Below are 23,610 nucleotides of genomic sequence, written 5' to 3'. Positions count from 1 at the left end.
TAATTTGTGAGACATTAGTTATTGAATCGAATCGCTATTTGAGCAAAGAAAGTACGCCCCGGCGTTACCGTAGCATAATTGACACCCATGGGGCGATCATCCACATAGTCGAAGAGATTGTCTATACCCAGCGTTCCGTCCAGTATGATGTGGCGGAAATGGGTGAAACGATGAGAGGTGGAGAGTCGCCACAAGGTATAGTCCGGAGCATTGCCGTCTTTGTAGAAACGCTCGCTCTGAATGCGGCCGAAAAGGCTCACACCGAGTCTGTACTTACCCCAGTAGTGTGCCCAATCGGCATGCACATTGGCACGATGGCGAGCAGCTCCTTCCAGCCACTCATTCGTCTCCAGATTCTTAGCTTCCACGAGGCTGTATCCGGCTCCCAGCTTGATGCCCCAGCCGATAGAGGCATCGCACAGGACATCAAGTCCTCGGCTGCGGGCTTTTCCTACGTTGGTATACTGTTTGGTTTTCTTGATTCCCTGAGCTGCGTGCTCCGGCAAGGTCGGTATATCCACATAGGCAATCAGATTGCGAAGTTCATTGTCATAAACCGTCGCACTGAGTGAGATAGGGCCTTGATTGTACTCCAAGCCCAAAGCATAATAGTCCGACATCTGAGGCTTAAGGTCGGCATTGCCGAGATAGAGATTGTGCGAACCCATGGTGCTGAGTTCGTTCCGAGCAAAAAGCTCTTTCAGCGTGGGAGTCTTATAGCCGTTGGCATACGTAGCGCGGAAGTTCAGCGGCCCATACTTGGCGAGCATGGACACCTTAGGCGTCATTCGTGTACCGAACTCCTGATGGTGTACCAGACGAAAACCAGCTGTCATATTGAACCAATCGAGCGGTTTCCATTCGTCCTGCACATAAGCAGAGAGTGTGGAAGCGTCTGCCTTGTCGGTAATCAGATTATAGGGAGAGATCAATTCCTCACGGAAATACTCCAAACCGCCGGTCAGCTTCTGTGCATAAGGCAGAGTAAAGATACCGCGAGCCTCCATCGTGTATCGGATCTGATCGTTTTTGTTGCGCAGCTGACCCGGGAAGAATGTCGGTTGCTCGGTCTGACCTTGGTTGTTGATCAGGCTCTCGCTGCTGTCCTTGTCGTGATACAAATATCCGAAACGGAAGCGATCATAGACGGCATCGAAAGAGAGTGTATGCAGTCCATTGGGGAAAAGATAGTTGGTACCGAGCGAAGCGGTCAAAGCACGATAATCCAAATCGTAGGTCTTCTTCTCGGAAAAGGTCGGAGTGAAGATCTGACGCTTGTTGTACTGTACATTTCCCGTAAAGCTCAGATTGTTCGTTGCATAATAAGAAAGCGATTGGCTTATGCCCTGATTTTCTTGTGCACGGAAAGTCTTCTTATACGTTTCCTCCAAGATCGGTTCGCCGGATCCTTTCTTCTTTTTCATTTCGAGCGGACTATTCTGCCAGCCATCCGTATGGTAGAAGAAATAGTTGGTATTGCTGCTCAGCTTACCGATGTTTATATCGAGCGAAGTATTGGTCTGACGATCGTTGTACTTCGATATACGGTGCGAGGTGTATGCACTCAGTCGGTTCGTATTCTTCTTCGTGATCACATTGATCACGCCGGCGATGGCATCGGATCCGTAGAGCGAGCTCGAAGCCCCTTTCACCAGTTCGATCCGTTCGATCTGATCAGGAGATATACGACTCAAATCGGCCTGACCGCCTACGTCGCCGTACACGCGCTTACCATCGATAAGGACGAGGATATACTTGCTGCTAAGGCCGTTCAGCTGCATGAAAGACCCCATCAGATTGGGGCCGAAGTCAAAGGAAGGACTCAGTCCCTGCAATAAGGTCTCGGAAGTGGGAGCCGAGAAAGAAGCTATTTCCTTAGCCGTCAGCACTTCCGTTGCCACAGGCGCATCGGCCAAGCGGTAGCGTGTACCGGTACCGGTAACGACGACTTCCTCCAAGTTGTTTGTGCGCAGTCGCAGCGCAAAAGAGATCGTTTTGGTCTGTCCGGCTTCGATGGCAACCACCTCTTCTTTTTGTCCATAACCGCCGAACGAACAGATAATAGTATGCTGACCCGCAGGCAGGTTCTTGATCTCGAAATGTCCGCCGGCATCGGCACCGGCTACTATATTAGTGTGTTTGACTTCGATTCGGGCACCGGCAAGGGGTTCTCCGGTTTCGGCATCCGACACATTACCGGTTAAAACGGCTTTGCTCTGAGCCAACAAAGAAGACGGCAACAGAGCAATAAGAGAAATAATCGCAAAAAGGATAGTTTTTGTCCGCATAACTGTTACTAAAAATGTCACATAAGAGCGGGACAAGGATGCTGCAAAGAAAAAGATCATCGGAACCGACAAACCCTGAAAACTACCGAACGACTCATTGCACTCAACCTACCTAAGCCATGAAATAAGCAAGGGCGAGCAATAAATCGACAGCATACTTCTTTTCTAAACGCTCCTCAATCCCTGGAGTTCTATTAGAACAAATCTACTCAAGCAGGTCTTCTGGCTCAGCTCCTTATCGGGTCTTGGTCGGCCTTCCCATAGCGGGCTACCCTTTACTACAGTGACCATCGCGATTGACCATCCACCCTATCGCTCCTCATTCGGAGAAGTGACTTCGAAGCATTACAGCTGAGGGCTCAGCTCCGGAATTGCACCGGATTCCCTTGCACCGCTTTCAAGAAGAAAAGCGGTTACTTCAGTCTTTTCAAGCGCAAAAGTATAGCTTTTATATAAACGTTAGGCATTGCACAATCTGCTTCTTGCCCAAATAAGACACATCCTACTTATATTCGTTATCGCCCCAGTATCTCTTAGATAAATATTCTTTCAGCTCCCTCTCCCCTAATTGATCGAGAACATTCTCGAAAAGTTTTTGGGGGTCAATGCGGATAAATAGTAAGGGGTCAGCAAGATATTCTTTCTCCCATCGTTCAAGGTCGTGCAATCGGTTAAGCGTTTTATCTCTCCTTTCGGGCTTATAAAGTCGTTCATTCACATCAGGAACCACTAATACATGTAGATATTTATCTGCTTTTAGTTCCTTCTCAGTACATTCATCACTCGTAAGAAGTTTTGCCCAAAGGGTTTGTCTCATCATTTGATGAAATGGGTTGATATAAAATAGAGAGTTCTTAAGATCCTCTACTTTTATTTTATCCTCCTTGAAGCAGCCTATCGTGGATATCAATCCATTATACCGATTACCCCTCTCTTCTTTGTACAAAGACTTTGGCCCATAGCTTTCAGTGTATTTCCATTCGACAGGGATAATCCAGCGTTTGCCATCCGTATCTTTTGCAAGAATGAGAGCGTCTATCTGGGTTGGATGCTGGGGATCTTCCCCCATTCTTTTGCGCGCATAGTCGCTCTCCTCTTCAAAAGAAATGTGATGTCCTTTATATTTCTCTACTTCTTCAAATTTTCCCTCGTAGCCTGGCAGAGCATTGAGAATAGCCAATACGGCATCTTTATTATCTCGAAAAGAAAAAAGGTGATTGATACAAGCCACCTGTGAGGAGCACATACTCCCTGTTGGTATTTCCCCTCGCCACCACTTTATCCTGCTTTCTACAACGCACTTTCTGATAGGCTCAAATATATTATCCCAGCCATCATCGAGGATGTGCCTATCTCCTTTCATTTTCAAATATTCTAATCGCAATTTTTTTTGACGTTCCTGTTGTTTGGCTTGGTAGTTTCTACTCATAAATCTTGATATTTAATAAGTTACTTAAAGGATTTCTCTATAAAGCTATAAATAATAGTTGATTATCAACCAAAAATTCTTTTGATGTCATTAGATAGTAGAGATACATCTTTTGCTCATTCCACGCGAAATCGGAATATTTTTTCTCGAGCCGGAAACGGCCGAATTGCGGTTCGTGTTTTGGCGAAAACTCGCGCCAAAAGTTTTTCGTTGTGGCGCGTAAATTTTTCAGTTCTCGCGCCAAAGCGAAAAAATTCTCGAGCCACGTTTTTTGGCTCGATAGACGACGTTTTTGTGGTTCGTGAAGAGGCGGCAGAAAAAAATTGCCGAGCGAACTATTGCGTAATTGGATTTTGTTTCTACCTTTGCAATCGCAAAAGAGCAATGGGCAGTTACCAGAGTGGCCAAATGGGGCTGACTGTAACTCAGCTGGCTTACGCCTTCGGTGGTTCGAATCCATCACTGCCCACTCTTCGCTTTTTGCAAAAACAAGCGTTAAGGTCGCGGAAGTAGCTCAGTCGATAGAGCATCAGCCTTCCAAGCTGAGGGTCGCGGGTTTGAGCCCCGTCTTCCGCTCTTATTGAAATCAGGGGCCCGGATGGTGGAATGGTAGACACGAAGGACTTAAAATCCTTTGGCCATTATCGGCTGTGCGGGTTCAAGTCCCGCTCCGGGTACGTGGTTTCGTTTTCTTTTTCTGCCGAAGTACTATTTCGGGATAGACTGCGGAAGTAGCTCAGTTGGTAGAGCATAACCTTGCCAAGGTTAGGGTCGCGGGTTCGAGTCCCGTCTTCCGCTCAACTTCGAAAGCGATAAGGGAGCATCTAAAACTACAGGTTTTGTAATTTCCCCCAAAGTCGATTCATCTCCTTTTCCCCTCACATTTTCTTCCCCCACCTATTTTTCTATTTGCCTTTGGGTAGATTCTTTTGCGTCTATCGTATATCGTATTCGTAGAGAGTCGGGCACCGAAAGCGTTCCTTTCCGAAATTGTCGGCAGAGACACATATCGCCCCGAGGGCTTCTCTTGGGATCAATCCAAAAACTTCTTTATCAAGCCTTTTATCCTGTGTCATTATGACATGCGGACTGAGGTTTTTCGGGGATCGTTGGTTTCGAAGCGCTTTAGGTATTACTTTTGCTCCGATGGAATTTTGATTCCATTTGGCGGCAAAGAAGAGGGAGGGACAAACGATTTTCCCCACCCGATACGTTAATAGATCATGAAGGAAGTCATTCCCCGAAAGAACAAGCATATGAAGTCCAACGGTATATACAGATTGTCATTCATCCTGCTATCCTGTCTGGTGTGCATCCAGGCAGCTATGGCGCAGAGCGTCAGAGTGTCGGGCTATGTCCTCGACCGTGGGGACAAGCCGATCCCCTTCGCCGGCGTCAAAGTACGTGGCACGGGAACTGGTGCAACGACGAATCTGAAAGGGTACTATGAGTTTCGGATGAAGGCCATGACGGACAGCGTCACCATCGAGTTCAGCTCCATGGGCTATCAGGGGGTAAGCCGCAGCCTTCCGTCCCTGACCAAGGACACTCGGCTGAACGTCCGTCTGGCAGAGGCCGAAATGGAGCTTTCGAGCGTGACGGTACAGGCCACAAAACGCAGGCTCAACACGATGGAGCGCGTCAATACCCGTGACATTCGCGTCAATGCGGGGCCTACGGGAGGTGTGGAATCGCTCATCAGCACCTATGCGGGAGTAACGCAGAACAATGAGCTAAGCTCGCAATACTCGGTTCGCGGAGGAAGCTACGATGAGAATATGGTGTACGTGAACGGAGTGGAAGTCTATCGCCCGCTGCTGGTTCGTTCGGCGCAGCAGGAAGGCTTGAGCTTCGTCAATCCGGATATGACACAGTCCGTACAGTTCTCCGCCGGTGGATTCACGGCCGACTATGGCGACAAGATGTCCTCCGTACTGGACATTCGCTACAAGCAGCCCCAGGAGAGAGAGGGGGCAGTACTCCTCGGCATGCTTCAATCGAGTGCCTACTATGGCAGCAGTGCCGGAGCTTTCAGCCAGATCACGGGCGTACGCTACAAGAGTGCCAAATCGCTCTTGGGCACTACTGACACGAAAGCCGAATACGATCCGATCTACGCGGACGGACAGACATTCATGACGTACCGCTTCAATCCCAATCTATCGGTCAGTTTCCTCGGCAACATCTCGCAAACACGCTACAAATTTATCCCCCAGACACGCGAGACGAGCTTCGGCACACTGAGCGATGCCAAAAAGCTGAAGATATTTTTCGACGGGCAGGAACAGGATCGTTTCCTCACCTACTTCGGAGCGTTCAGCATGAACCTCGTACCAAATGAGAAGCAACGACATACGATTACACTCTCTGCCTTCAACAGTAGCGAACGAGAGACCTACGATATTCTGGGAGAATACTTCCTGAACGATGTGCAGCTGGGGGCGGATGGAACTGCTTCGACAGCTTCGGACTCGGAGAGCTCTAACGGCCTGGGCATCGGGCGCAATCACGAGCATGCGCGCAACAGACTGAACTACCGCGTGCTGAACATGGGTTACAGAGGGGAGATAAAGCTGAGCGAGAAGCACCGCCTGCAAGCGGGCGTATCGGCACAGATGGAGAAAATAGCCGACCATATCAGCGAATGGGAGCGGAGGGATTCGGTAGGGTACAACCTACCCCACTCGGAGAGCGTATTGCTGATGTACAACAATCTATTTGCCGATACGGAGATGAAGGGAACGCGTCTGTCGGCATTCGTACAGGATCGGTTCAACTTCAGCATGGGAGGAGGTACATTTTCTCTCATTCCGGGTATCAGAGCTTCGTGGTGGAGCTTCAACAAGGAATTGCTCGTCAGCCCACGTATCAGCATGGGTTATTCTCCCGAAAGCAACCCGGCTTTGGTACTGCGTGCAGCTGCCGGACTTTATTATCAGGCACCGTTCTACAAAGAGCTAAGGCAGACACATAAGGATGCCGAAGGCAATAACGTGGTTGTCCTCAACGAGAAGATTCGCTCTCAGGGAGCTTTTCACATTCTCGCAGGGGCGGACTATACTTTCGAAATGGGTGGGCGTAAGTACAAGTTTACGGCAGAGGCTTACTACAAGAGTCTATTCAACATCAACCCCTATATAATAGAGAACGTGAAGATCCGCTATCTGGGCGAAAACATCGGTTCGGGTTCTGCTGCGGGTATCGATCTGAAGCTATTCGGCGAACTGGTACCCGGAGTGGACTCGTGGCTGACGGCTTCCATTATCAAAGCCCGTCAGAAACTGGATGGCTACGGTTCGCTACCTCTGATGAATGCCCCTGCTTACAACTTCTCCTTCTTCCTTCAGGAGTACGTGCCGGGCAACAAACGCATCACAGCTACCCTGCGAGCTGCACTGAGCGGAGGATTGCCACAGCTCAATCCGAGCAAAGGACTTAGCTCACCGGCCTTTACCGCACCGGCCTATAAGCGCGTCGATTTGGGGGTAATGTACAAATGGCTCGATCCGGACGACTCCTTTGCTCGCCGGAGCAAATGGCTAACAGGAGTAAAAGGGGCCTACATAGGAGCCGACCTCTTCAATCTGTTCGACATGACCAACGTCAATTCTTACTACTGGGTGTCGGATGCCTACCAACAGCAATACGCCGTACCGAACTACCTGACACGCCGCCAGTTCAATCTGCGTCTCCTCGTCGAATTCTGAAGGTTCCATACACACTGATGGATGCTCTGCCCGATAATTGGCCGATCGTATAGGGAGCTTTCTAACGAGGATTCGACAGAAATCGGAATATCTTTCTGATCAAAAACAAAAAGAGCTGCGCCGAAACTTCCATTTCGGCGCAGCTCCAATGATGGCGCAACAAGAGGATTTTCTCTCTTTATTCTGCTGTGGTTTTGCCCTTGATCTCTTTGCGATAGTGATCGTTTAGGAATTTCACCACATCGTCGGTGATGTCCAGCGTGCTGTCTGCATACAGCAAGTTTTCAAGACCTACGTTGGTAAGTATATAGCGGTATTTACCATCCTTATTCATTTCGCTCACTTGTTCGCGTACTATGCGATACATTTTATCATTGGCTTCCGCCTGTTTGTTGGCCAGAGTTTGCGTCATGCTGAGTTCTAACCTTTGGCCTTCTTCTTGCATCTTCAGAATTTTCTCCTGTTCTGCTCGGGCAGCATCTTCGCTGGTGAATGCATTTATACGCAAGCGGCGCTGAAAGTCTTCTGCAGCTTTCTGCATGGCAGTCATCTTGGTTGCCAAAATCCTTTGGTTCTGCTCTGCTTCAGCTGCAAGCTGTTTGTTGATGTCGCGATAGTATTCGTATTGCGAGGCCAAGCTGTCCATCCTTACGAAAGCAATAGGCAGAGTAGCGGCAGCTTGTTCTGCCTTAGGATTCGTTGTCTTGGCTTTTGATGCGGACGAACGCGGCATCATAATGAAGAGGATGATAATGGCAACGGCCAGTACAGCCTCGATGACATAATGGATCTGTTTCATTTGTGAATGGGATATGTTTTTTTGTTTCGTTATTATTCGAGTTCCTTGATTCGATCTTCGAGATTGCGGTGATGTTGGGCTTCGAAGTGCTGTGCCGTATGGCAGCCGATCCCTCTGTCTTGCATTGCCTTGTTGCTGCCTACATGGGTACCGGGAAACTTCCCGCCACGACGGAAAAACACACGTATGCCCAACAGGACAAAAGCCAGTCCTACCAACAAGAGAGAAGCCAAAAGAATTGTAGTCATTTATTGCTATATTTGCGGAATACAAAGGTAAGACTTTCTTACCCACAGAGAAGCACATCTAATAACTCATAGTAATAACAATGAACATTACAGATCTCAAACCCACTAAAGTGTGGAAGTTTTTCCACGAAATCACTCAAGTGCCACGTCCTTCCAAGAAAGAAGAGAAGATCCTGGCTTACCTTGTGAAATTTGCAGAAGATCGCAACCTCAAATATCGTACAGACGAGGTAGGCAATCTCGTAATTGAGAAGCCGGCAACACCCGGATACGAACACCTCGAAACGGTCATCCTTCAGAGCCATATGGATATGGTGTGCGAGAAGAATGCCGACAAGATTCATGACTTCGAGAACGACCCCATCCGCACGATTATCGATGGAGAATGGCTACGCGCTGATGGTACTACACTTGGTGCCGACAACGGTATCGGTTGTGCTGCCGAATTGGCCATTTTGGACTCCGACGATATAGAGCACGGCCCGATCGAATGCCTCTTCACGATGGACGAAGAGACGGGTATGACCGGTGCCATGAACCTAAAGCCCGGATTTTTCAATGGAAAGATCCTGCTCAACCTCGACAGCGAAGATGAGGGCGAACTCTTCATCGGATGTGCCGGAGGTATGGGAACCATGGCCGAATTTGCGTACGAAAAACGTGAAACGACTGATGACTATCTCTACTTCGAGGTAAAAGTCAGCGGCCTCAAAGGCGGTCATTCCGGCGGTGAGATTCACATCGGCCTCGGCAATGCCAACAAGATTCTGACTCGCTATCTCTATGCTCTTGAGCGCGAATTGGATTGGAAGCTGTGTTCTTTCCAAGGAGGAAACCTGCACAATGCCATTCCGCGCGAAGCTCATGCTGTTATCGGACTGAAGGCTGATCAGAAAGAGCGCGCACGAGTTATCCTGAACGAACTTGCTGCTGCAGTGGAGGACGAACTCAAGCGTGTAGATCCGGGTGTGAAGCTCGAAATGAAATCGGTAGAAAAGCCTGCATACCGTATCGATTGTGACACGAAGCGTCGTCTTGTTCGCGCTCTATATGCTTGCCCTCACGGTGTTTATGGCATGAGCCATGATATCGAAGGTTTGGTAGAAACGTCTTCAAACTTGGCTTCTGTAAAGATGAAAGAAGATGATAAGATCTATGTGGAGACCAGCCAAAGAAGCTCGACATCATCTCTTATCAGCGATATAGCCAATACAGTGGCATCCGTATTCGAACTTGCCGGTTCTAAAATCAGCTTCCGCGATCCGTACCCCGGCTGGAAACCCAATCCCGATTCGCCGATTTTGAAAGCGGCATCCGAATCATACGAGCGCGTTTTCGGCCGCAAGCCTGCTGTAAAAGCAATCCACGCAGGTTTGGAATGTGGTCTCTTCCTGGATAAGTACCCCTACCTCGATATGGTTTCATTCGGCCCTACTCTCCGAGATGTACACTCTCCCGTAGAGAAGATCGAAATCAAGACGGTTCAACTTTGGTGGGATCACTTGGTCGATATACTGAAACATATCCCCGCAGCCAAATAAAACAAGCCGGAATTTTTCCTCCGGAGAATAACCCAGAAGGGTGTGTTGAAATCGCAATCTAAAAGAGACGATTTTGGCACACCCTTTTCATATTATAGGACAACCATAAGAAAGGCATACATATTATTTTATCAGTATGTAGGTGGAACTTGTGGGACGACAATGTACTATTGACATATAAAAAAGACTGAATTGTATACTGTAGTTCGACCTTTTTATCGTTTCTTTGTATTGGTCTGTTTGCCCGTTTTCTATCTCAGAATGAAAAGGGAAACCGCATAAAGCCTATAGGGTGGGCAGCATGTAGAGCCGATTTACTTCTCTTTGCAGGCAGATGGATAGCATACCAAACGATGAATATAGACAAGCATCTATGAACAGGTTTTCAAATCATTGGCCCTACATCTTCGTAGGGTTGGTACTTTGGTTTGTATCGATGAATCGGACTGTAGCACAAAACGCCTCCGAAAAGACGGTATTGTACGATACGGATACCATTGTACTCTCCGAAGCCGATGTGCTTCGGATCGCTCTCAGTGAGAATGCCACAGTGAAAGTGGCCGATATGGATGTACGCAAACAGGAATATGCACGCAGAGCAGCACGTGCCGATCTCCTTCCGAAAGTAGACCTCAATGGCGTTTACAGCTATACGCTGAAGAAGCAGGTCTTATATATAGATATGCCCGGCTTCAGTAGTGGCGATGGTATCGAAGTGGGGCGTACACACAATACGCAAGGAAGTCTGAATGTCTCCATGCCTTTGGTATCGGCACAGCTTTGGAAAAGCATAGCCATGACGGGTGAACAACTCGATCTGGCTCTGGAGAAAGCTCGCAGCTCCCGAATCGATTTGGTAGCAGAGGTAAAGAAGGCTTATCTCGGTGTGCTGTTGGCTGAGGACTCTTATAGCGTATTCAAGCGCAGCTATGACAATGCTTTGGCCAATTATAAGAACATATCCGACAAATTCGACCGTGGACTTGTGGCCGAGTATGACAAGATTCGCGCCAATGTACAGGTACGCAACATCGAGCCTAACCTCCTGCAAGCGCAGAATTCCGTAGCCCTTGCTCTCTGGCAGCTCAAGGTACTGATGAGTATGGAAGTGGAGACTCCGATCAGACTCTCAGGCTCATTGTCCAACTATAAAGAACAGGTTTATACCGGCTATTTTGCTGCCGATACGCTTATTTCCAACAACTCCTCCCTACGTCAGCTCGACATACAGCGTCGTCTGGCTGTCAGTGCGGACAAGCTGAATAAGTACAGCTTCCTGCCTACACTCAATCTGGGAGGGCAATACACCTATTCGCTCAACAGCAACGACTTCAAATTCTGGGGCGAAGGACAACGCTGGACGCCTTTCTCCACCATATCGCTCAGCCTGAATATCCCTATTTTCAATGGAGGCAAACGTCTGTACAACGTGAAGCAGAGTGCCTTGTCGATCCGTCAGATCGATCTGCAACGACGCCACATAGAGCAATCCATCCGAATGGGAATCAAGAATCAAAATGACCGTCTGCGTACCTGTATGCAGAGATTTGTAGCCTCGGAAGAGGCTGTCCGAAGCGCAGAAAAGGGCTATCAGATAGCAGAGAAACGCTATCAGACCGGCGAAGGCACTCTCGTCGAACTCAACGATGCCGATGTGGCTCTTTTGCAGGCTCGGCTCAATTATAATCAGGCCATATTTGACTTCATGATTGCAAAGGCCGAACTGGACAAGATGAACGGAATGGGGATTCCCGAACAATGAGCATTAAAAAGTAAATAGTAACAAAATACACCTGTATGATAAATATGAAAAGATCGAAAACACTGGGCAGGGCTATCCTCCTCATAATCCTGCCATTTCTTACTCTCACGGGCTGCAATGGCAAGAAAGAGAGCCGGCCGTCTGCTGCAGATTCGGCATCTATGGCAGCCAAATTGGTGGAAACAACTATAGTGAAGACCGACACGCTGAATGAAATACTGAGCTTCACAGCCACCGTCCGGGCCGAAGTGACCAACAACATTACCCCTCAGATGGGCAATAGGATCGTACGCCTTACGGCCGAAGTAGGTGATAGAGTGGGACGCGGACAGGTGCTCGCCGAACTGGACCGGAGCCAACTGACCCAAGCCAAAGTACAGCTGGAGAATACGCGCACCAACTTCCAACGTATGGATGAGCTGTACAAAATAGGCGGCATAGCCAAACAGCAGTGGGATGCACTCAAGACGCAGCTCGACGTAGCCGAAACTACATACAACAATCTGCTGGAGAACACCGTGCTCCGAAGCCCTATATCGGGTGTGATTACCGCACGCAATTATGATAGCGGCGATATGGCTTCTCCCACAAGACCTATATATGTGGTAGAACAGATAGCCCCCGTAAAGCTCCGCATCGATGTCTCCGAACAGTATTTCTCTCGCCTGAAAAAGGGTATGCCTGCCACTATTACGGTAGATGCCCTTCAAGGACAAATCTTCGAAGGCAAGATCTCCCTGGTCTATCCCGCCGTGGATGCTTCTACGCATACGATCGGCGTGGAGATACAGATTGCCAACAGAGATCAACAGCTTCGGCCGGGTATGTATGCCCGAGTAAATCTCGATTTCGGCCAGAAGTCAGCCATTATGGTGGAGGATTTGGCCGTAGTAAAACAGGTAGGCAGTGGTGAATTCTATGTGTTTGTAGTGGAAAAAGGAAAGGCTGTCCGCCGCATGGTGAAGGTCGGAGCCAGACAAAACGATAGCTATGAGATCATCGAAGGTCTCAATGTGGGAGAGACAGTGGTTACGGCCGGTATGAACAACCTCATGGATGGTCAGTCCGTCAGAATTAAAGAACAGAGCAAACTATGAGTATATACGAATCGGCTGTAAAAAAGCCGGTCACAACCATATTGATATTCGTGGCGATAGCTATTTTCGGGCTATTCTCACTGAGTCGTCTTTCCATAGACTTGTATCCCAAGATCGAGACGAGTAATATCATGGTCGTGACCTCCTATGCCGGAGCCAGTGCATCGGACATAGAGAACAACGTTACGAAGGTCTTGGAGAATACGCTCAACGGGGTCAGCAATCTCAAGCACATTACTTCGAAGAGTCGGGAGAATGCCTCCGTCATCACGCTCCAGTTCAATGAAGGTGTGGACATCGAAGTGGCTACCAATGATGTGCGCGACAAGCTCGATGCCGTCTCCAACTTCCTGCCCGATGATGTGAACAAACCGATGATCTTCAAGTTCGGCACCGATGATATTCCCATCACCATGCTATCCGTGCAGGCCAAAGAGAGTACGATGGCCCTGTCGAAGATCCTCGAAGACAAGGTCACGAATGCTCTGGCACGCCTCGATGGTGTAGGTGCGGTGAGCATTATGGGTACTGTGAAGCGCGAAATACAGGTGTACTGCGATCCGGCGAAACTGGAAGCATACAACCTGACCGTGGAGGCTGTGAGCCAAATCATATCGGCCGAGAACAAGAATGTGCCGGCCGGTCTGATCGATTTGGGCAATAAGACGAGTTCGATCCGCGTACAGGGTGAGTTTGCCGATGTACGCCAGCTGAACCAAATCGTAGTAGCCAGCATGGGTGGTCGCAACGTCTATCTGAGCGATGTGGCTCGTGTGGAGGATACACATGCCGAAAACGAACAGGAGAGCTACAACAACAATGTGCGTGGGGCTATGATCATGATCAACAAGCAGTCCGGAGCCAATTCGGTGGCTATCTCCCGTGCGGTCTATGATGCTCTACCCGAGATACAGGCTTCGCTCCCTTCGGACGTGAAGCTGGGCACCATTTTCGATACTTCGGACAACATCGTCAATACGATCAATAGTCTGCGCGATACGATTGCTATTACGTTCGTGATCGTTATCCTTGTGGTTCTGTTCTTCCTCGGACGATGGCGTGCCACATTTATCATCGGTTTGACGATCCCTATTTCACTGGTTGCCTCCTTTATCTACCTGATGGCTACAGGCAATACGTTGAATATCATTTCTCTCAGCTCCCTCTCTATCGCTATCGGTATGGTGGTGGACGATGCCATTGTGGTACTCGAAAATGTAACAACCCACATAGAACGGGGCAGCTATCCCAAGCAGGCAGCCATACATGGCACGAACGAAGTGGGGATCTCCGTCATAGCTTCCACACTGACGATGCTGGCCGTATTCCTCCCACTGACGATGATTCAGGGGCTTACGGGTATCCTATTCCGTCAGTTGGGTTGGATCGTGAGTATCATCATGATTATCTCTACGGTAGCTGCTCTCAGTCTGACGCCGATGCTCTGTTCGCAGTTGCTTCAGCGCGACAAAAAACAAGGGCGGCTGCAACAAAAGCTCTTTGCTCCGATCGAACGCTTTCTCGATTCGGTAGATCGAGTATATGAGCGTTTCTTGAATTGGACAGTGAGACACAGAGCCGTTACGTTAGTCAGTGCTTTTATCATTTTTGCAGCAAGTCTGATGATGACGCCACTGCTCAAAACGGAATTCTTCCCTCAGTCCGACAACGGCTATATCCAGATTCAGGCAGAATATCCGGTAGGCACAGGAGTCAATCTGCCACGCGCTTTTGCTCTTCGTATGATCGACAGATGGGAGAACGAAATACCTGAAATCGACAGGACGAGCTTTAGTGTCGGTCAGGCCGAAGCATCCAGCATGTTTGCCGCCATGCAGGACAATGGCACGAATATCATCACTTTCCATATCGGTCTTACCGGACGCGATGAGAGAAAACGCTCCATGAATGAAGTGGCCGACCAGATGCGCACCATGCTGGCCGATTATCCTGAGATTGACAATTATAAGGTCACTCCGGGCGGAAGCGGCGGCGGTATGGGCGGACAACCTACAGTAAATCTGGATATATACGGCTATGACTTCAATAAAACGGGCGATCTGGCAGAGAGATTCAGTCGTCTGATGAAAGAGGACGGCAGATGTGCCCAAGCGACAATCAGCCGAAAAGACTACGTACCGGAGTATCAATTCGTATTTGATCGTACCAAATTGGCCGAAAACGGATTGAACAGCACCACGGCTGCCATGTTCCTGCGCAACCGTGTCAATGGCAGTGTGGCATCTACCTATCGTGAAGAAGGCGACGAGTACGATATTCGCGTGCGCCTGGCACCTGAGTTCCGACGATCATTGAGGGATTTAGAAAACATCCTCATCTATACGCCTCAGGGCAGAGGTATTCGCCTGGGAGAACTGGGCAGCATAGAAGAATTGTACACTCCTCCTACCATTGAGCGCAAGGATCGTCAGCGTGTCGTTACCGTAGCTTCCACGGCTGTCAAAGGAGCTGCATTGAGCGATTTGGTCGAAGTGGCTAAAGAAAAAATTGCACAGCTGGAGATTCCCGACGAAGTGGACTACAAAATCAGCGGTACATACGAGGACCAACAGAAGACATTTGCGGACTTGAGTACCCTCATGCTGCTGATCGTCATACTCGTCTTTATCGTCATGGCGGCACAGTTCGAGAGCCTCGTCGATCCTTTCGTGATCATGTTTTCCATACCCTTTGCTTTCACGGGAGTCATAGCCGGTCTTATCATTACCAATACCACTTTCAGCGCTATGTCCTTTATCGGTCTGATTATGCTCATGGGTATCGTGGTCAAGAACGGTATTGTGCTCATCGATTACACCCGCCTCTGTCGAGAGCGCGGTATGGGCATTCTCTCTGCCGTAGTACAAGCCGGCCGCTCACGTTTGCGTCCCGTGCTTATGACTACCCTGACTACCATATTGGGTATGGTACCTATGGCTATCGGAATCGGAGAAGGATCCGAACTATGGCAGCCGATGGGGGTTACTGTGGCATGGGGACTGTCCGTATCCACACTGATTACGCTCATTATCGTCCCGACTGTTTATGCCGTATTTGCCTCGAACGGTATGAGAAGACAGCGTAGACTGCTGGCCAAGAAGTATACAAAAAAAGAAAACAAAAGCAGAGTATGGAACAGAAAATGATTTTCATCACCTATAATCAGGCCTATCACGATATTATCATTCGATTGCTTAGCCGACACAATCTCAAAGGATATACCTATTGGGAGACTGTCCGCGGTTGCGGTAGCGATACGGGTGAGCCTCACTTGGGTACTCACGCATGGCCTACGCTCAATGGTGCCCTCATGGTCGTTTGCCCTTCCGAGAAAGTGAAAACCATAATGGACGCTCTGCGTATCCTTGACGCCGCCACTCCGGATCAGGGACTTCGCGCCTTTGTTTGGAATATCGAGCAAACAATCTGATCGGAGATTCTCGACCTCCATCTTCTTAGTATACGGGGGCTGCATCCAATAAGGTTTGGGTGCAGTCCTTTTTTATTGTCTCATTATGCTCTCCCATCTCACATTCGCTGATTTACGCACCGGTATTTTCTCGCTTACTGTCCCACAAAACGTGGCGTGAGAACTTTTCGCTTTTGGTCCGGGAAGTAAAAAATTCTCGCGCCAAAACGAAAAAGTTCTCGCGCCACTTTTCCAGGAATTACGCGCCGCAATCAGATCATTTCCGGTTCGAAACGCCTTGATGTAGACAGCAGGCTCTATCCGACATAGGATTCTCCCACAAATCGGACACAATTTAATCATATCAGACGCTCTCTTTTTTGTACTTTTGGGGGAACGAAATCCGAATACGACTTTTCGGTACAACCTTACAAACAATAATGAACCCTATCGCGTTAATCACCGGAGCCACCTCCGGCATCGGTGCAGCTTCGGCTCGCCGCCTGGCTTCGCTCGGCTATAACCTTATCATCACGGGACGACGTTCCGACCGGCTGCAAAGCATAACCGATGAAATAAGAGCAGAATACCCGATCGAAATACTGCCGCTCTCTTTCGATGTCCGCAGTCGTGAAGAAGTGGAGACCCATTTGGGCAATTTGCCTGATCCTTGGCAGTCTGTTTCTGTCCTTGTCAATAATGCCGGTTTGGCAGCGGGACTCGACCCCATACAGTCCGGTGACATTGAAGACTGGGAACGTATGATAGACACCAATATCAAAGGACTCCTCTACGTAACTCGCACAATCAGTCCGGGTATGATAGCCCGTGGCAGCGGACATATCATCAATATCGGGTCTATTGCCGGCAAGGAAGTATACTCCAACGGCAATGTCTATTGTGCCACGAAGCATGCCGTAGATGCTCTTTCGAAGGCGATGCGTATAGATATGCTTCCTTATGGCATCAAAGTCACACAGATTTGCCCCGGAGCAGTGGAGACGGAGTTTTCGCTGGTGCGCTTCCATGATGATCAGGCCAAGGCCGATGCTGTGTACAAGGGCTTCACGCCTCTCTGTGCAAGCGACATAGCGGAATGCATAGCGTCCGTGCTAAACCTGCCCGACAATATCTGCATCAACGATATGGTAGTGATGCCGAAGGCACAAGCAGGCAGCGGACACTTTTTCAAGCAAATTTGATCACAAAGCGACCAAACGATAGTCGTATTTGTTTGGTTATAGATATAGTTATCACATTATAAAAAGGAATATCATTATGCAAAAACAATTGTTGTTGGGGGTAGAAGCTATAGCCCAAGCTGCTTTGGATGCAGGCATATCCGGTGTATATGCCTATCCCGGTACTCCCTCTACGGAAATCACCGAGCATATCCAAAACTCTCGGATGGCTAAGGAAAGAAATGTCCATCGGGAATGGGCGGCAAACGAAAAGACCGCTATGGAATCGGCCCTCGGGATGTCCTACGCAGGCAAACGCGCTCTCGTATGTATGAAGCATGTGGGGATGAACGTAGCGGCAGACTGCTTTATGAATGCTGCCATCACGGGTGCCAACGGCGGTATGGTGATCGTTGCTGCCGACGACCCCTCTATGCACTCATCCCAGAACGAACAAGACTCCCGCGTGTATGGACAGTTTGCCATGATTCCTGTGATGGAGCCATCCAACCAACAGGAAGCTTACGACATGACGCGCCTTGCCTTCGACCTTTCCGAACGTTTGGGTACCCCCGTCATGATGCGTATTACGACTCGTCTGGCTCACTCTCGTGCCGGTGTCGTTCCGACCGAGCCGATCGGGGAGAACGGATTGCACCTGCCGGAAGACAAACGCCAGTACGTATTGCTTCCCGGTATTGCCAAGAAAAGATACAGAATCCTCCTCGACAAGCAGACCGATTTCGTACGGCAGTCCGAGAACTCGCCCTATACCGAATATATCGATGCCGCTGATAAGTCCAAGGGTATAGTGGCATGCGGTATCGCATACAACTACCTGATGGAGGCTTTCAAGGCTCAGGTGCCTTACCCTGTCCTCAAGGTGACGCAATATCCTATTCCTCACAAGCAGATGGAGCGATTGCTCAACGAATGCGGTGACATCGTAGTCATGGAAGAAGGCTATCCTGTAGTGGAGCAGCTGCTGAAGGGTTTCCCCGGTTTGGAGCGGATCAAAGGTCGTCTCGATGGCACATTGCCCCGTGATGGAGAGTTGAATCCGGATCATGTGGCAAAAGCTTTCAATATACCGGTCGTAGAGGGAGAACCTATCCCCGATCTCGTTGCAGCACGCCCGCCTGCCTTGTGCAAAGGCTGTAGCCATCGCGATGTGTACGATGCGTTGAACGAGGTTCTTACAGAATATCCCAACGGACGCGTCTTCTCCGATATCGGATGCTATACACTTGGTGCTTTGCCTCCTTATGAAGCCATCAATTCCTGTGTGGATATGGGGGCATCTATCACGATGGCCAAAGGGGCTGCCGATGCCGGCCTGTTCCCTGCTGTGGCTGTAATCGGCGACTCTACTTTCACACATTCCGGGATAACGGGTCTTCTTGATGCCGTCAATGAGAATAGCAACATTACGGTGATTATCTCCGACAATGAATCAATCTCCATGACCGGAGGTCAGCATTCGTCTGCATACGGCAAGGTAGAGGCCATCTGTCGCGGTATCGGAGTGGATCCGGATCACATCAAGGAGCTGTTGCCCGTACCCAAGAAACATGACGAACTATGCAGCATCATTCGGGAGGAAATCAACTATGAGGGTGTATCCGTCATCATTCCCCGTCGCGTCTGCATCCAAAAGCATGCTCGCGATGCCAAAGCTGTCAAACGTGCAAAGGCCAAGGAATAACCATTGAAGTAGGAGGAAATAAAGAAATGAAAACAGATATTATTTTGGCCGGTGTCGGAGGCCAAGGCATTTTGTCCATTGCAGCAGCTATCGGTTCGGCTGCTCTGACCAACAATTTGTATTTGAAGCAGGCCGAAACCCACGGCATGAGCCAGCGAGGTGGCGACGTACAGTCTTTCCTGCGCCTGTCGGATGCACCCATTTACTCTGACCTGATTCCTATCGGGGGAGCGGATCTTATCCTCTCCGTGGAGCCGATGGAAGCATTGCGCTATCTTCCTTATTTGAAGCCTGACGGTTATGTGGTGACCAATACGGTTCCGTTTATCAACATCCCGAACTATCCCGAGACTACGTCAGTTATCTCCAAGATCGAATCTCTTCCCCACCACGTTCTGATCGATGCGGACAGCATCGCCCGTGATGAGGTAGGCAATGTCCGTGCTTCCAATTTCGTGATGCTCGGTGCCGCTTCTCCCTTTATCGAGATTCCTTTCGACTATCTGGCAGGCGGTATCGAAGCTATTTTCAGCCGCAAAGGACAAGAGGTGGTGGATATGAACCTCAAGGCACTGAATGCGGGACGAGAGTTCGCCCTCCGATACGCAGCAGGGAAATAAAGGTTAGAAGAGGGAGTCCCTCCTTTTTACCGAACTTTTCCTTACCCATTCAAGTGAAATAAGAAGAGGATGCATCATGCTCTTTGGGCATAAGGAAAGAGGGTGTGTGAAAATCGTGATCAAACGATTTTAGCATACCCTCTATCTTTTTGACTCAGTTTCTCGCGGAATATCTCTCGTCTTTTGATGACAGAGCCTTCTCTTGCGACTTCCTACGACGAGGTCTTTGCACTCGATACTATAAGCCTCCACACTTGATACTATAATACTATAAAGTCCTCAGGCTTCCTTTTGGGGACAGTCTTTCTGCGATACCGCAACATTGATTCCGACAATTAAACGGTTGTCTTGCTATTTGTTCTTATATATATTAGGTGTCGATGCGATCGAAACTTTATGGAGATTCATGGCGTTTATGACAGATAAAGCAGCAAAGAAAAAATCGGATTATAGCGTTTTGCCTTTAAACTGTTTTTGTCGTATCATTGCAGACTGAAAAATAACAGAGAATAAGCATAACACAAACAAGAAAATGAAGAAGTTTCACAAATTTCTCCTGCAGTTAGGGTTGTCAGCATTCGTTGGAATAGCAACGGTGCTAACTGCTTCTGCACAAATTTCTTTCGGAGGAGAGCCTTTGAGTTTCTCCTCAGAATCAGCACGAACGCATTCATTCGACGATGCAATGACAGTTCGCCTTACTCCGGACTTCAATCCTGAAGACCTGATAGCTCGGAGCCGTTGGCAATCTCAAAGAGATGGACGTCCCGTACAGATAGGACAGGTAATACCCGTGGATGTGGACTTTGCATCCAAGGCCACACGCATCTCTTCGATCAGAGGAGCAGATGTATACCGTCTGCAATTCAAACTAGACGGAGCTAAGGCTATTACACTCTACTATGATGCGTTCAATATTCCGGAGGGTGGACGCCTCTATATCTATACGCCCGATCACGAAAATGTATTAGGTGCATATACGAATGCCACTCATCGCCGTAACGAAGCGTTTGCTACCGAACCGGTACTCGGAAGCGAACTTATAATGGATTACGAAGTTCCTCGCGGAGGGGCTTTGCCTTACATCAAGATCTCCGGCGCAGGCTATATATTCGACAAAGTCGGCGGACGCCCCGTGACGGATGAACATTACGGGATCGGCGAGGACGACTCCGATTCGGACTGCGAAATCAACATCAATTGTCCTGAAGGAGCAGACTGGCAGACCGAGAAGAACGGTGTGGTGCAAATGATTATGGTACAAGGACCGTATATCTCAATGTGCTCGGGCAACCTGCTCAATAATACAAAGGGAGACTTTACCCCGCTGATCATTTCTGCCGGACACTGTGCTTCCTTAACGACCAATTTCGGTGTAACACAATCCGATTTAAATAAGTGGATCTTCACTTTCCACTATGAAAAAAGAGGATGCAGCAATGGTACATTGGCTATCTTCCGTGGCAACAGTATCATCGGAGCTTCCATGAAGGCATTCCTTCCGATCAAAGGCAAATCCGATGGTCTCCTGCTGCAACTCAACGACCAAATACCTCTGCGATATCGCGTCTACTACAATGGTTGGAACAGCACGAGTGAAATCCCTTCAAGCGGAGCCGGCATTCATCATCCTGCTGGAGATGCTATGAAGATCTCTATCCTGAAGAAAGCTCCGACCCTGAATACATGGATCACCCCCAGCGGATCTGGAGGCACAAACGATCACTTCTATTTCAAATATGATCAAGGAGGTACAGAAGGAGGATCATCGGGTTCTTCTCTCTTCAATCAGAATAAGCACGTGGTCGGTACACTGACCGGGGGCGCCGGCAATTGTGGTGGGACAGAGTTCTACGGAAGGATGAACAGCCATTGGAATAAATACGCTTCCGAGGGCGATAAAAGCCGTATGGACATCTATCTGGATCCCCAAAATAATGGACAGACAATGGTTCTCAACGGCACATACAGAGATGGCTATAAGCCTTTGCCTTCTGTACCCCAGTTATTGTTGCAGTCTAAAGGCGATCATGTCGAATTGGATTGGACGGCTGTTCCTGCTGATCAATATCCGTCATCTTATCAGGTCGAATATCACATATTCCGAGATGGCACCGAAATAGCTACGACAAAGGAATTGTCCTATTCGGATCCAATCGATGAAAGCATTATCGGTAGCGGTATCATTCGCTACGAAGTAAGTGCACGCTTCATTTATCCCTCGCCCCTGGATGGAGTCGAAGCTTATAAGGACACGGATAAGACTTCTGCCGACATTGCCATTGGAGACATTCAGACCAAACTCAAGCCAACCGTAACGCCTCTCCCCGAAGGAGGAGTATCATTAAGCTGGAAAGTTCCTTTCTTAAGCCAGTTGGTTTCCCGATTCGGAGAAAATCCCAACCATATATTCAAAACCTTCGACGTGCCCTATGTCTCTGCCGCAGCAGCACAAACTCCCAATCCTCCCGTTGGCGTAGTCATTGCAGACAAGTTTATGGCCGGTACATATCCGGAAAAGGCTGCTATCGCTGCTGTCTATGTAATGCCATCCGCTCCGGACTCTACTTTCTTCCTCTTCCTCAAGAGCAACACAAACAGAAGATTACAAAAGGTGACAACTCCATCCGATTGGCAGCCTGGAACATGGTTGAGGATCGATTTGGATAGGCCATTCCCGGTGAATAATGACCACATGCTTTTTGCCGGTATCAGAATGCCCAATAAGTACAAGATCAACCGTGCTATCCGTTACGTAAGAAACCCGGATAACTTGTTCTCCATCACCGGTAAGAAGATTTCATATAACAATGGAGTTTCTTTCGAAGGCTACGGAATACCCTCGCTTTTGGGCTATATGGCTATCAAATATTTGGTTGTAAATACCGATGCTCCGAAGATCGACATGTCGCTCGTACAGGAACCCTATGCTAAGGGAACGAACGTAGCTCCATTCCCCGAATTGGTCGGCATATATATCTATAAGAACGGAACGTTCATCGGTACACAGGATCCATCTGTCACAACTTATTCGGTTACAGATGGGACAGAGAGCGATGAATACGAAATAAAACTGGTATATAAGGGATCGGGTATTCCGAATAGCGTTGTACAGATTGAGAATAACAATGCTGTCGTTGCATATCCATCTGTTGTAACAGATCGTTTCAGCATCAAGAATGCTCATATCGTTCACGCTGCCGCTCTCTACTCATTGGATGGCAAACTGGTTCGTTCTTGGAACAACCTCCGCAATGGTGTGACATTCAGTGTTCAAGGGCTGACAGCCGGCTCCTATATGCTCGTTATGCAAACGGCAAGCGGACCCGTCAACCAAAAGATCGTAAAGAAGTAGAGAGCCATTTCTCTAACTTGAATACATAAACCGATGAGGGGGCTGTGTCAAAATTCATTTTTGGCGCAGCCTCCTTTTTTATTCCTCATGCAACAACAAAACCCCAACTTTCACAAGATAGGGCTTCATTCATTCACTAAGTTTGAGTAACTTAGCAAATATCAATTATTTAGTCGTCCCTTAAAATTCTTTTTAATCTCTGATATTCAGCAAATTAGTTTGCGAATATCTTTGCTAAATCTGCAAGTTTTCTTATCTTCATAGNTGCCTCTTCTGAATTGGTACACTTTCGCAAGCGCATTGGTGAAAAGGGGATAGAGCTCATTTTTCAGGAAAGCATTCGTGTCAATAACGAAGATGATGATGAGCATCATCATGACACTGCTTTTATTGATTCGACCGTTCAAGAGAAGAATATCACCTACCCTACAGATGCCAAGTTGCATAAAAAGATTGTCCGTAAGGTTCT

The 23,610-nt window shown here is 48.5% G+C and carries 18 protein-coding genes, 4 tRNA genes, 1 pseudogene and 1 riboswitch; of the genes and pseudogenes, 17 read left to right on the top strand and 6 right to left on the bottom strand.

The features are described from left to right. Window positions 1-14 precede the first annotated feature (14 nt). The 3 genes from HQ49_RS03265 to HQ49_RS10635 form a co-directional block, all read right to left on the bottom strand. Window positions 15-2,288: a TonB-dependent receptor gene (locus tag HQ49_RS03265; protein ID WP_039418428.1), complete on the bottom strand. Its 2,274-nt coding sequence runs from the start codon at window positions 2,286-2,288 to the stop codon at window positions 15-17. A gap of 195 nt (window positions 2,289-2,483) precedes the next feature. Continuing rightward, window positions 2,484-2,724, bottom strand: a riboswitch (cobalamin riboswitch). Window positions 2,725-2,790: 66 nt separating this feature from the next. Next, a complete protein-coding gene (locus tag HQ49_RS03260; RefSeq protein ID WP_039418427.1) occupies window positions 2,791-3,717 on the bottom strand; it encodes a PGN_0703 family putative restriction endonuclease in 927 nt (308 codons plus the stop codon). Window positions 3,718-3,754: 37 nt separating this feature from the next. Next, the gene (locus tag HQ49_RS10635; protein ID WP_039445520.1) at window positions 3,755-3,961 is read right to left on the bottom strand and encodes a DUF1661 domain-containing protein; all 207 of its coding nucleotides are present in this window, start codon (window positions 3,959-3,961) and stop codon (window positions 3,755-3,757) included. Here HQ49_RS10635 and HQ49_RS12575 point away from each other — a divergent pair. The 6 genes from HQ49_RS12575 (at window position 3,930) to HQ49_RS03225 (ending at window position 7,424) form a co-directional block, all read left to right on the top strand. Then, complete coding sequence (locus HQ49_RS12575) at window positions 3,930-4,022, top strand: DUF1661 domain-containing protein (protein WP_369684671.1); 93 nt, start codon at window positions 3,930-3,932, stop codon at window positions 4,020-4,022. The genes HQ49_RS10635 and HQ49_RS12575 overlap by 32 nt on opposite strands. Before the next feature lie 81 nt (window positions 4,023-4,103). Continuing rightward, window positions 4,104-4,186, top strand: a tRNA-Tyr gene (locus HQ49_RS03250). Window positions 4,187-4,220: 34 nt separating this feature from the next. After that, window positions 4,221-4,293: transfer RNA gene (locus tag HQ49_RS03245), tRNA-Gly, on the top strand. Window positions 4,294-4,309: 16 nt separating this feature from the next. Further along, window positions 4,310-4,394: transfer RNA gene (locus HQ49_RS03240), tRNA-Leu, on the top strand. A 48-nt stretch (window positions 4,395-4,442) separates the two neighbouring features. Beyond that, a tRNA-Gly gene (locus HQ49_RS03235) sits at window positions 4,443-4,515 on the top strand. Between the two features lie 425 nt (window positions 4,516-4,940). Continuing rightward, on the top strand, window positions 4,941-7,424 hold the full coding sequence (locus HQ49_RS03225) for a TonB-dependent receptor (protein ID WP_052073427.1): 2,484 nt from the start codon (window positions 4,941-4,943) through the stop codon (window positions 7,422-7,424). A gap of 178 nt (window positions 7,425-7,602) precedes the next feature. Here the strand turns inward: HQ49_RS03225 and HQ49_RS03220 are convergent, their stop codons facing one another. Then, entirely contained in the window at window positions 7,603-8,223 is a 621-nt protein-coding gene (locus tag HQ49_RS03220; protein ID WP_039418420.1) for an OmpH family outer membrane protein, read from the bottom strand. Between the two features lie 32 nt (window positions 8,224-8,255). After that, window positions 8,256-8,471 carry a hypothetical protein gene (locus HQ49_RS03215; protein ID WP_039418418.1) on the bottom strand — a complete coding sequence of 72 codons (216 nt, stop codon included), beginning with the start codon at window positions 8,469-8,471 and terminating at the stop codon, window positions 8,256-8,258. Between the two features lie 80 nt (window positions 8,472-8,551). On the opposite strand from HQ49_RS03215, the gene HQ49_RS03210 reads away from it, so the two are divergent. From HQ49_RS03210 to HQ49_RS03190, 5 genes are all read left to right on the top strand, one after another. After that, entirely contained in the window at window positions 8,552-10,012 is a 1,461-nt protein-coding gene (locus HQ49_RS03210; protein ID WP_039418416.1) for an aminoacyl-histidine dipeptidase, read from the top strand. A gap of 373 nt (window positions 10,013-10,385) precedes the next feature. Continuing rightward, window positions 10,386-11,774 (top strand): TolC family protein, encoded by a 1,389-nt coding sequence (locus HQ49_RS03205; protein ID WP_033317198.1) that lies wholly within the window; start codon window positions 10,386-10,388, stop codon window positions 11,772-11,774. A 44-nt stretch (window positions 11,775-11,818) separates the two neighbouring features. Further along, the gene (locus HQ49_RS03200; protein WP_039418485.1) at window positions 11,819-12,871 is read left to right on the top strand and encodes an efflux RND transporter periplasmic adaptor subunit; all 1,053 of its coding nucleotides are present in this window, start codon (window positions 11,819-11,821) and stop codon (window positions 12,869-12,871) included. Next, window positions 12,868-16,017 (top strand): efflux RND transporter permease subunit, encoded by a 3,150-nt coding sequence (locus tag HQ49_RS03195; RefSeq protein ID WP_039418414.1) that lies wholly within the window; start codon window positions 12,868-12,870, stop codon window positions 16,015-16,017. The genes HQ49_RS03200 and HQ49_RS03195 overlap by 4 nt, the downstream gene beginning before the upstream one ends. Beyond that, window positions 16,002-16,301 (top strand): PG0541 family transporter-associated protein, encoded by a 300-nt coding sequence (locus tag HQ49_RS03190; RefSeq protein WP_018966038.1) that lies wholly within the window; start codon window positions 16,002-16,004, stop codon window positions 16,299-16,301. Before HQ49_RS03195 ends, HQ49_RS03190 begins: the two co-directional genes overlap by 16 nt. Window positions 16,302-16,413: 112 nt before the next feature. Here HQ49_RS03190 and HQ49_RS11840 read toward each other — a convergent pair whose 3' ends face one another. Beyond that, the gene (locus HQ49_RS11840; protein ID WP_160224164.1) at window positions 16,414-16,506 is read right to left on the bottom strand and encodes a DUF1661 domain-containing protein; all 93 of its coding nucleotides are present in this window, start codon (window positions 16,504-16,506) and stop codon (window positions 16,414-16,416) included. Between HQ49_RS11840 and HQ49_RS12570 the strand changes: the two genes are divergently transcribed. The 6 genes and pseudogenes from HQ49_RS12570 to HQ49_RS10625 all read left to right on the top strand — a co-directional run. Beyond that, window positions 16,475-16,582 carry a DUF1661 domain-containing protein gene (locus tag HQ49_RS12570; protein WP_080637724.1) on the top strand — a complete coding sequence of 36 codons (108 nt, stop codon included), beginning with the start codon at window positions 16,475-16,477 and terminating at the stop codon, window positions 16,580-16,582. The genes HQ49_RS11840 and HQ49_RS12570 overlap by 32 nt on opposite strands. Before the next feature lie 138 nt (window positions 16,583-16,720). After that, window positions 16,721-17,482, top strand: coding sequence for an SDR family oxidoreductase (locus tag HQ49_RS03185; protein ID WP_018966036.1), 762 nt, complete (start codon window positions 16,721-16,723; stop codon window positions 17,480-17,482). Between the two features lie 76 nt (window positions 17,483-17,558). Then, complete coding sequence (locus HQ49_RS03180) at window positions 17,559-19,166, top strand: thiamine pyrophosphate-dependent enzyme (protein WP_039418412.1); 1,608 nt, start codon at window positions 17,559-17,561, stop codon at window positions 19,164-19,166. Window positions 19,167-19,192: 26 nt separating this feature from the next. Beyond that, window positions 19,193-19,786 (top strand): indolepyruvate oxidoreductase subunit beta, encoded by a 594-nt coding sequence (locus HQ49_RS03175; RefSeq protein ID WP_004585221.1) that lies wholly within the window; start codon window positions 19,193-19,195, stop codon window positions 19,784-19,786. A 532-nt stretch (window positions 19,787-20,318) separates the two neighbouring features. Continuing rightward, the gene (locus tag HQ49_RS03170; protein WP_039418411.1) at window positions 20,319-23,141 is read left to right on the top strand and encodes a T9SS type A sorting domain-containing protein; all 2,823 of its coding nucleotides are present in this window, start codon (window positions 20,319-20,321) and stop codon (window positions 23,139-23,141) included. A 269-nt stretch (window positions 23,142-23,410) separates the two neighbouring features. Continuing rightward, window positions 23,411-23,610, top strand: a pseudogene (locus HQ49_RS10625) (IS5/IS1182 family transposase); the annotation flags it as partial.

The organism is Porphyromonas gulae, assembly GCF_000765945.1.
GTDB classification, from domain to species: domain Bacteria; phylum Bacteroidota; class Bacteroidia; order Bacteroidales; family Porphyromonadaceae; genus Porphyromonas; species Porphyromonas gulae.
The sequence above is the reverse complement of the archived record's forward strand: the minus strand, read 5'-3'. Positions and strand labels throughout refer to the sequence as shown.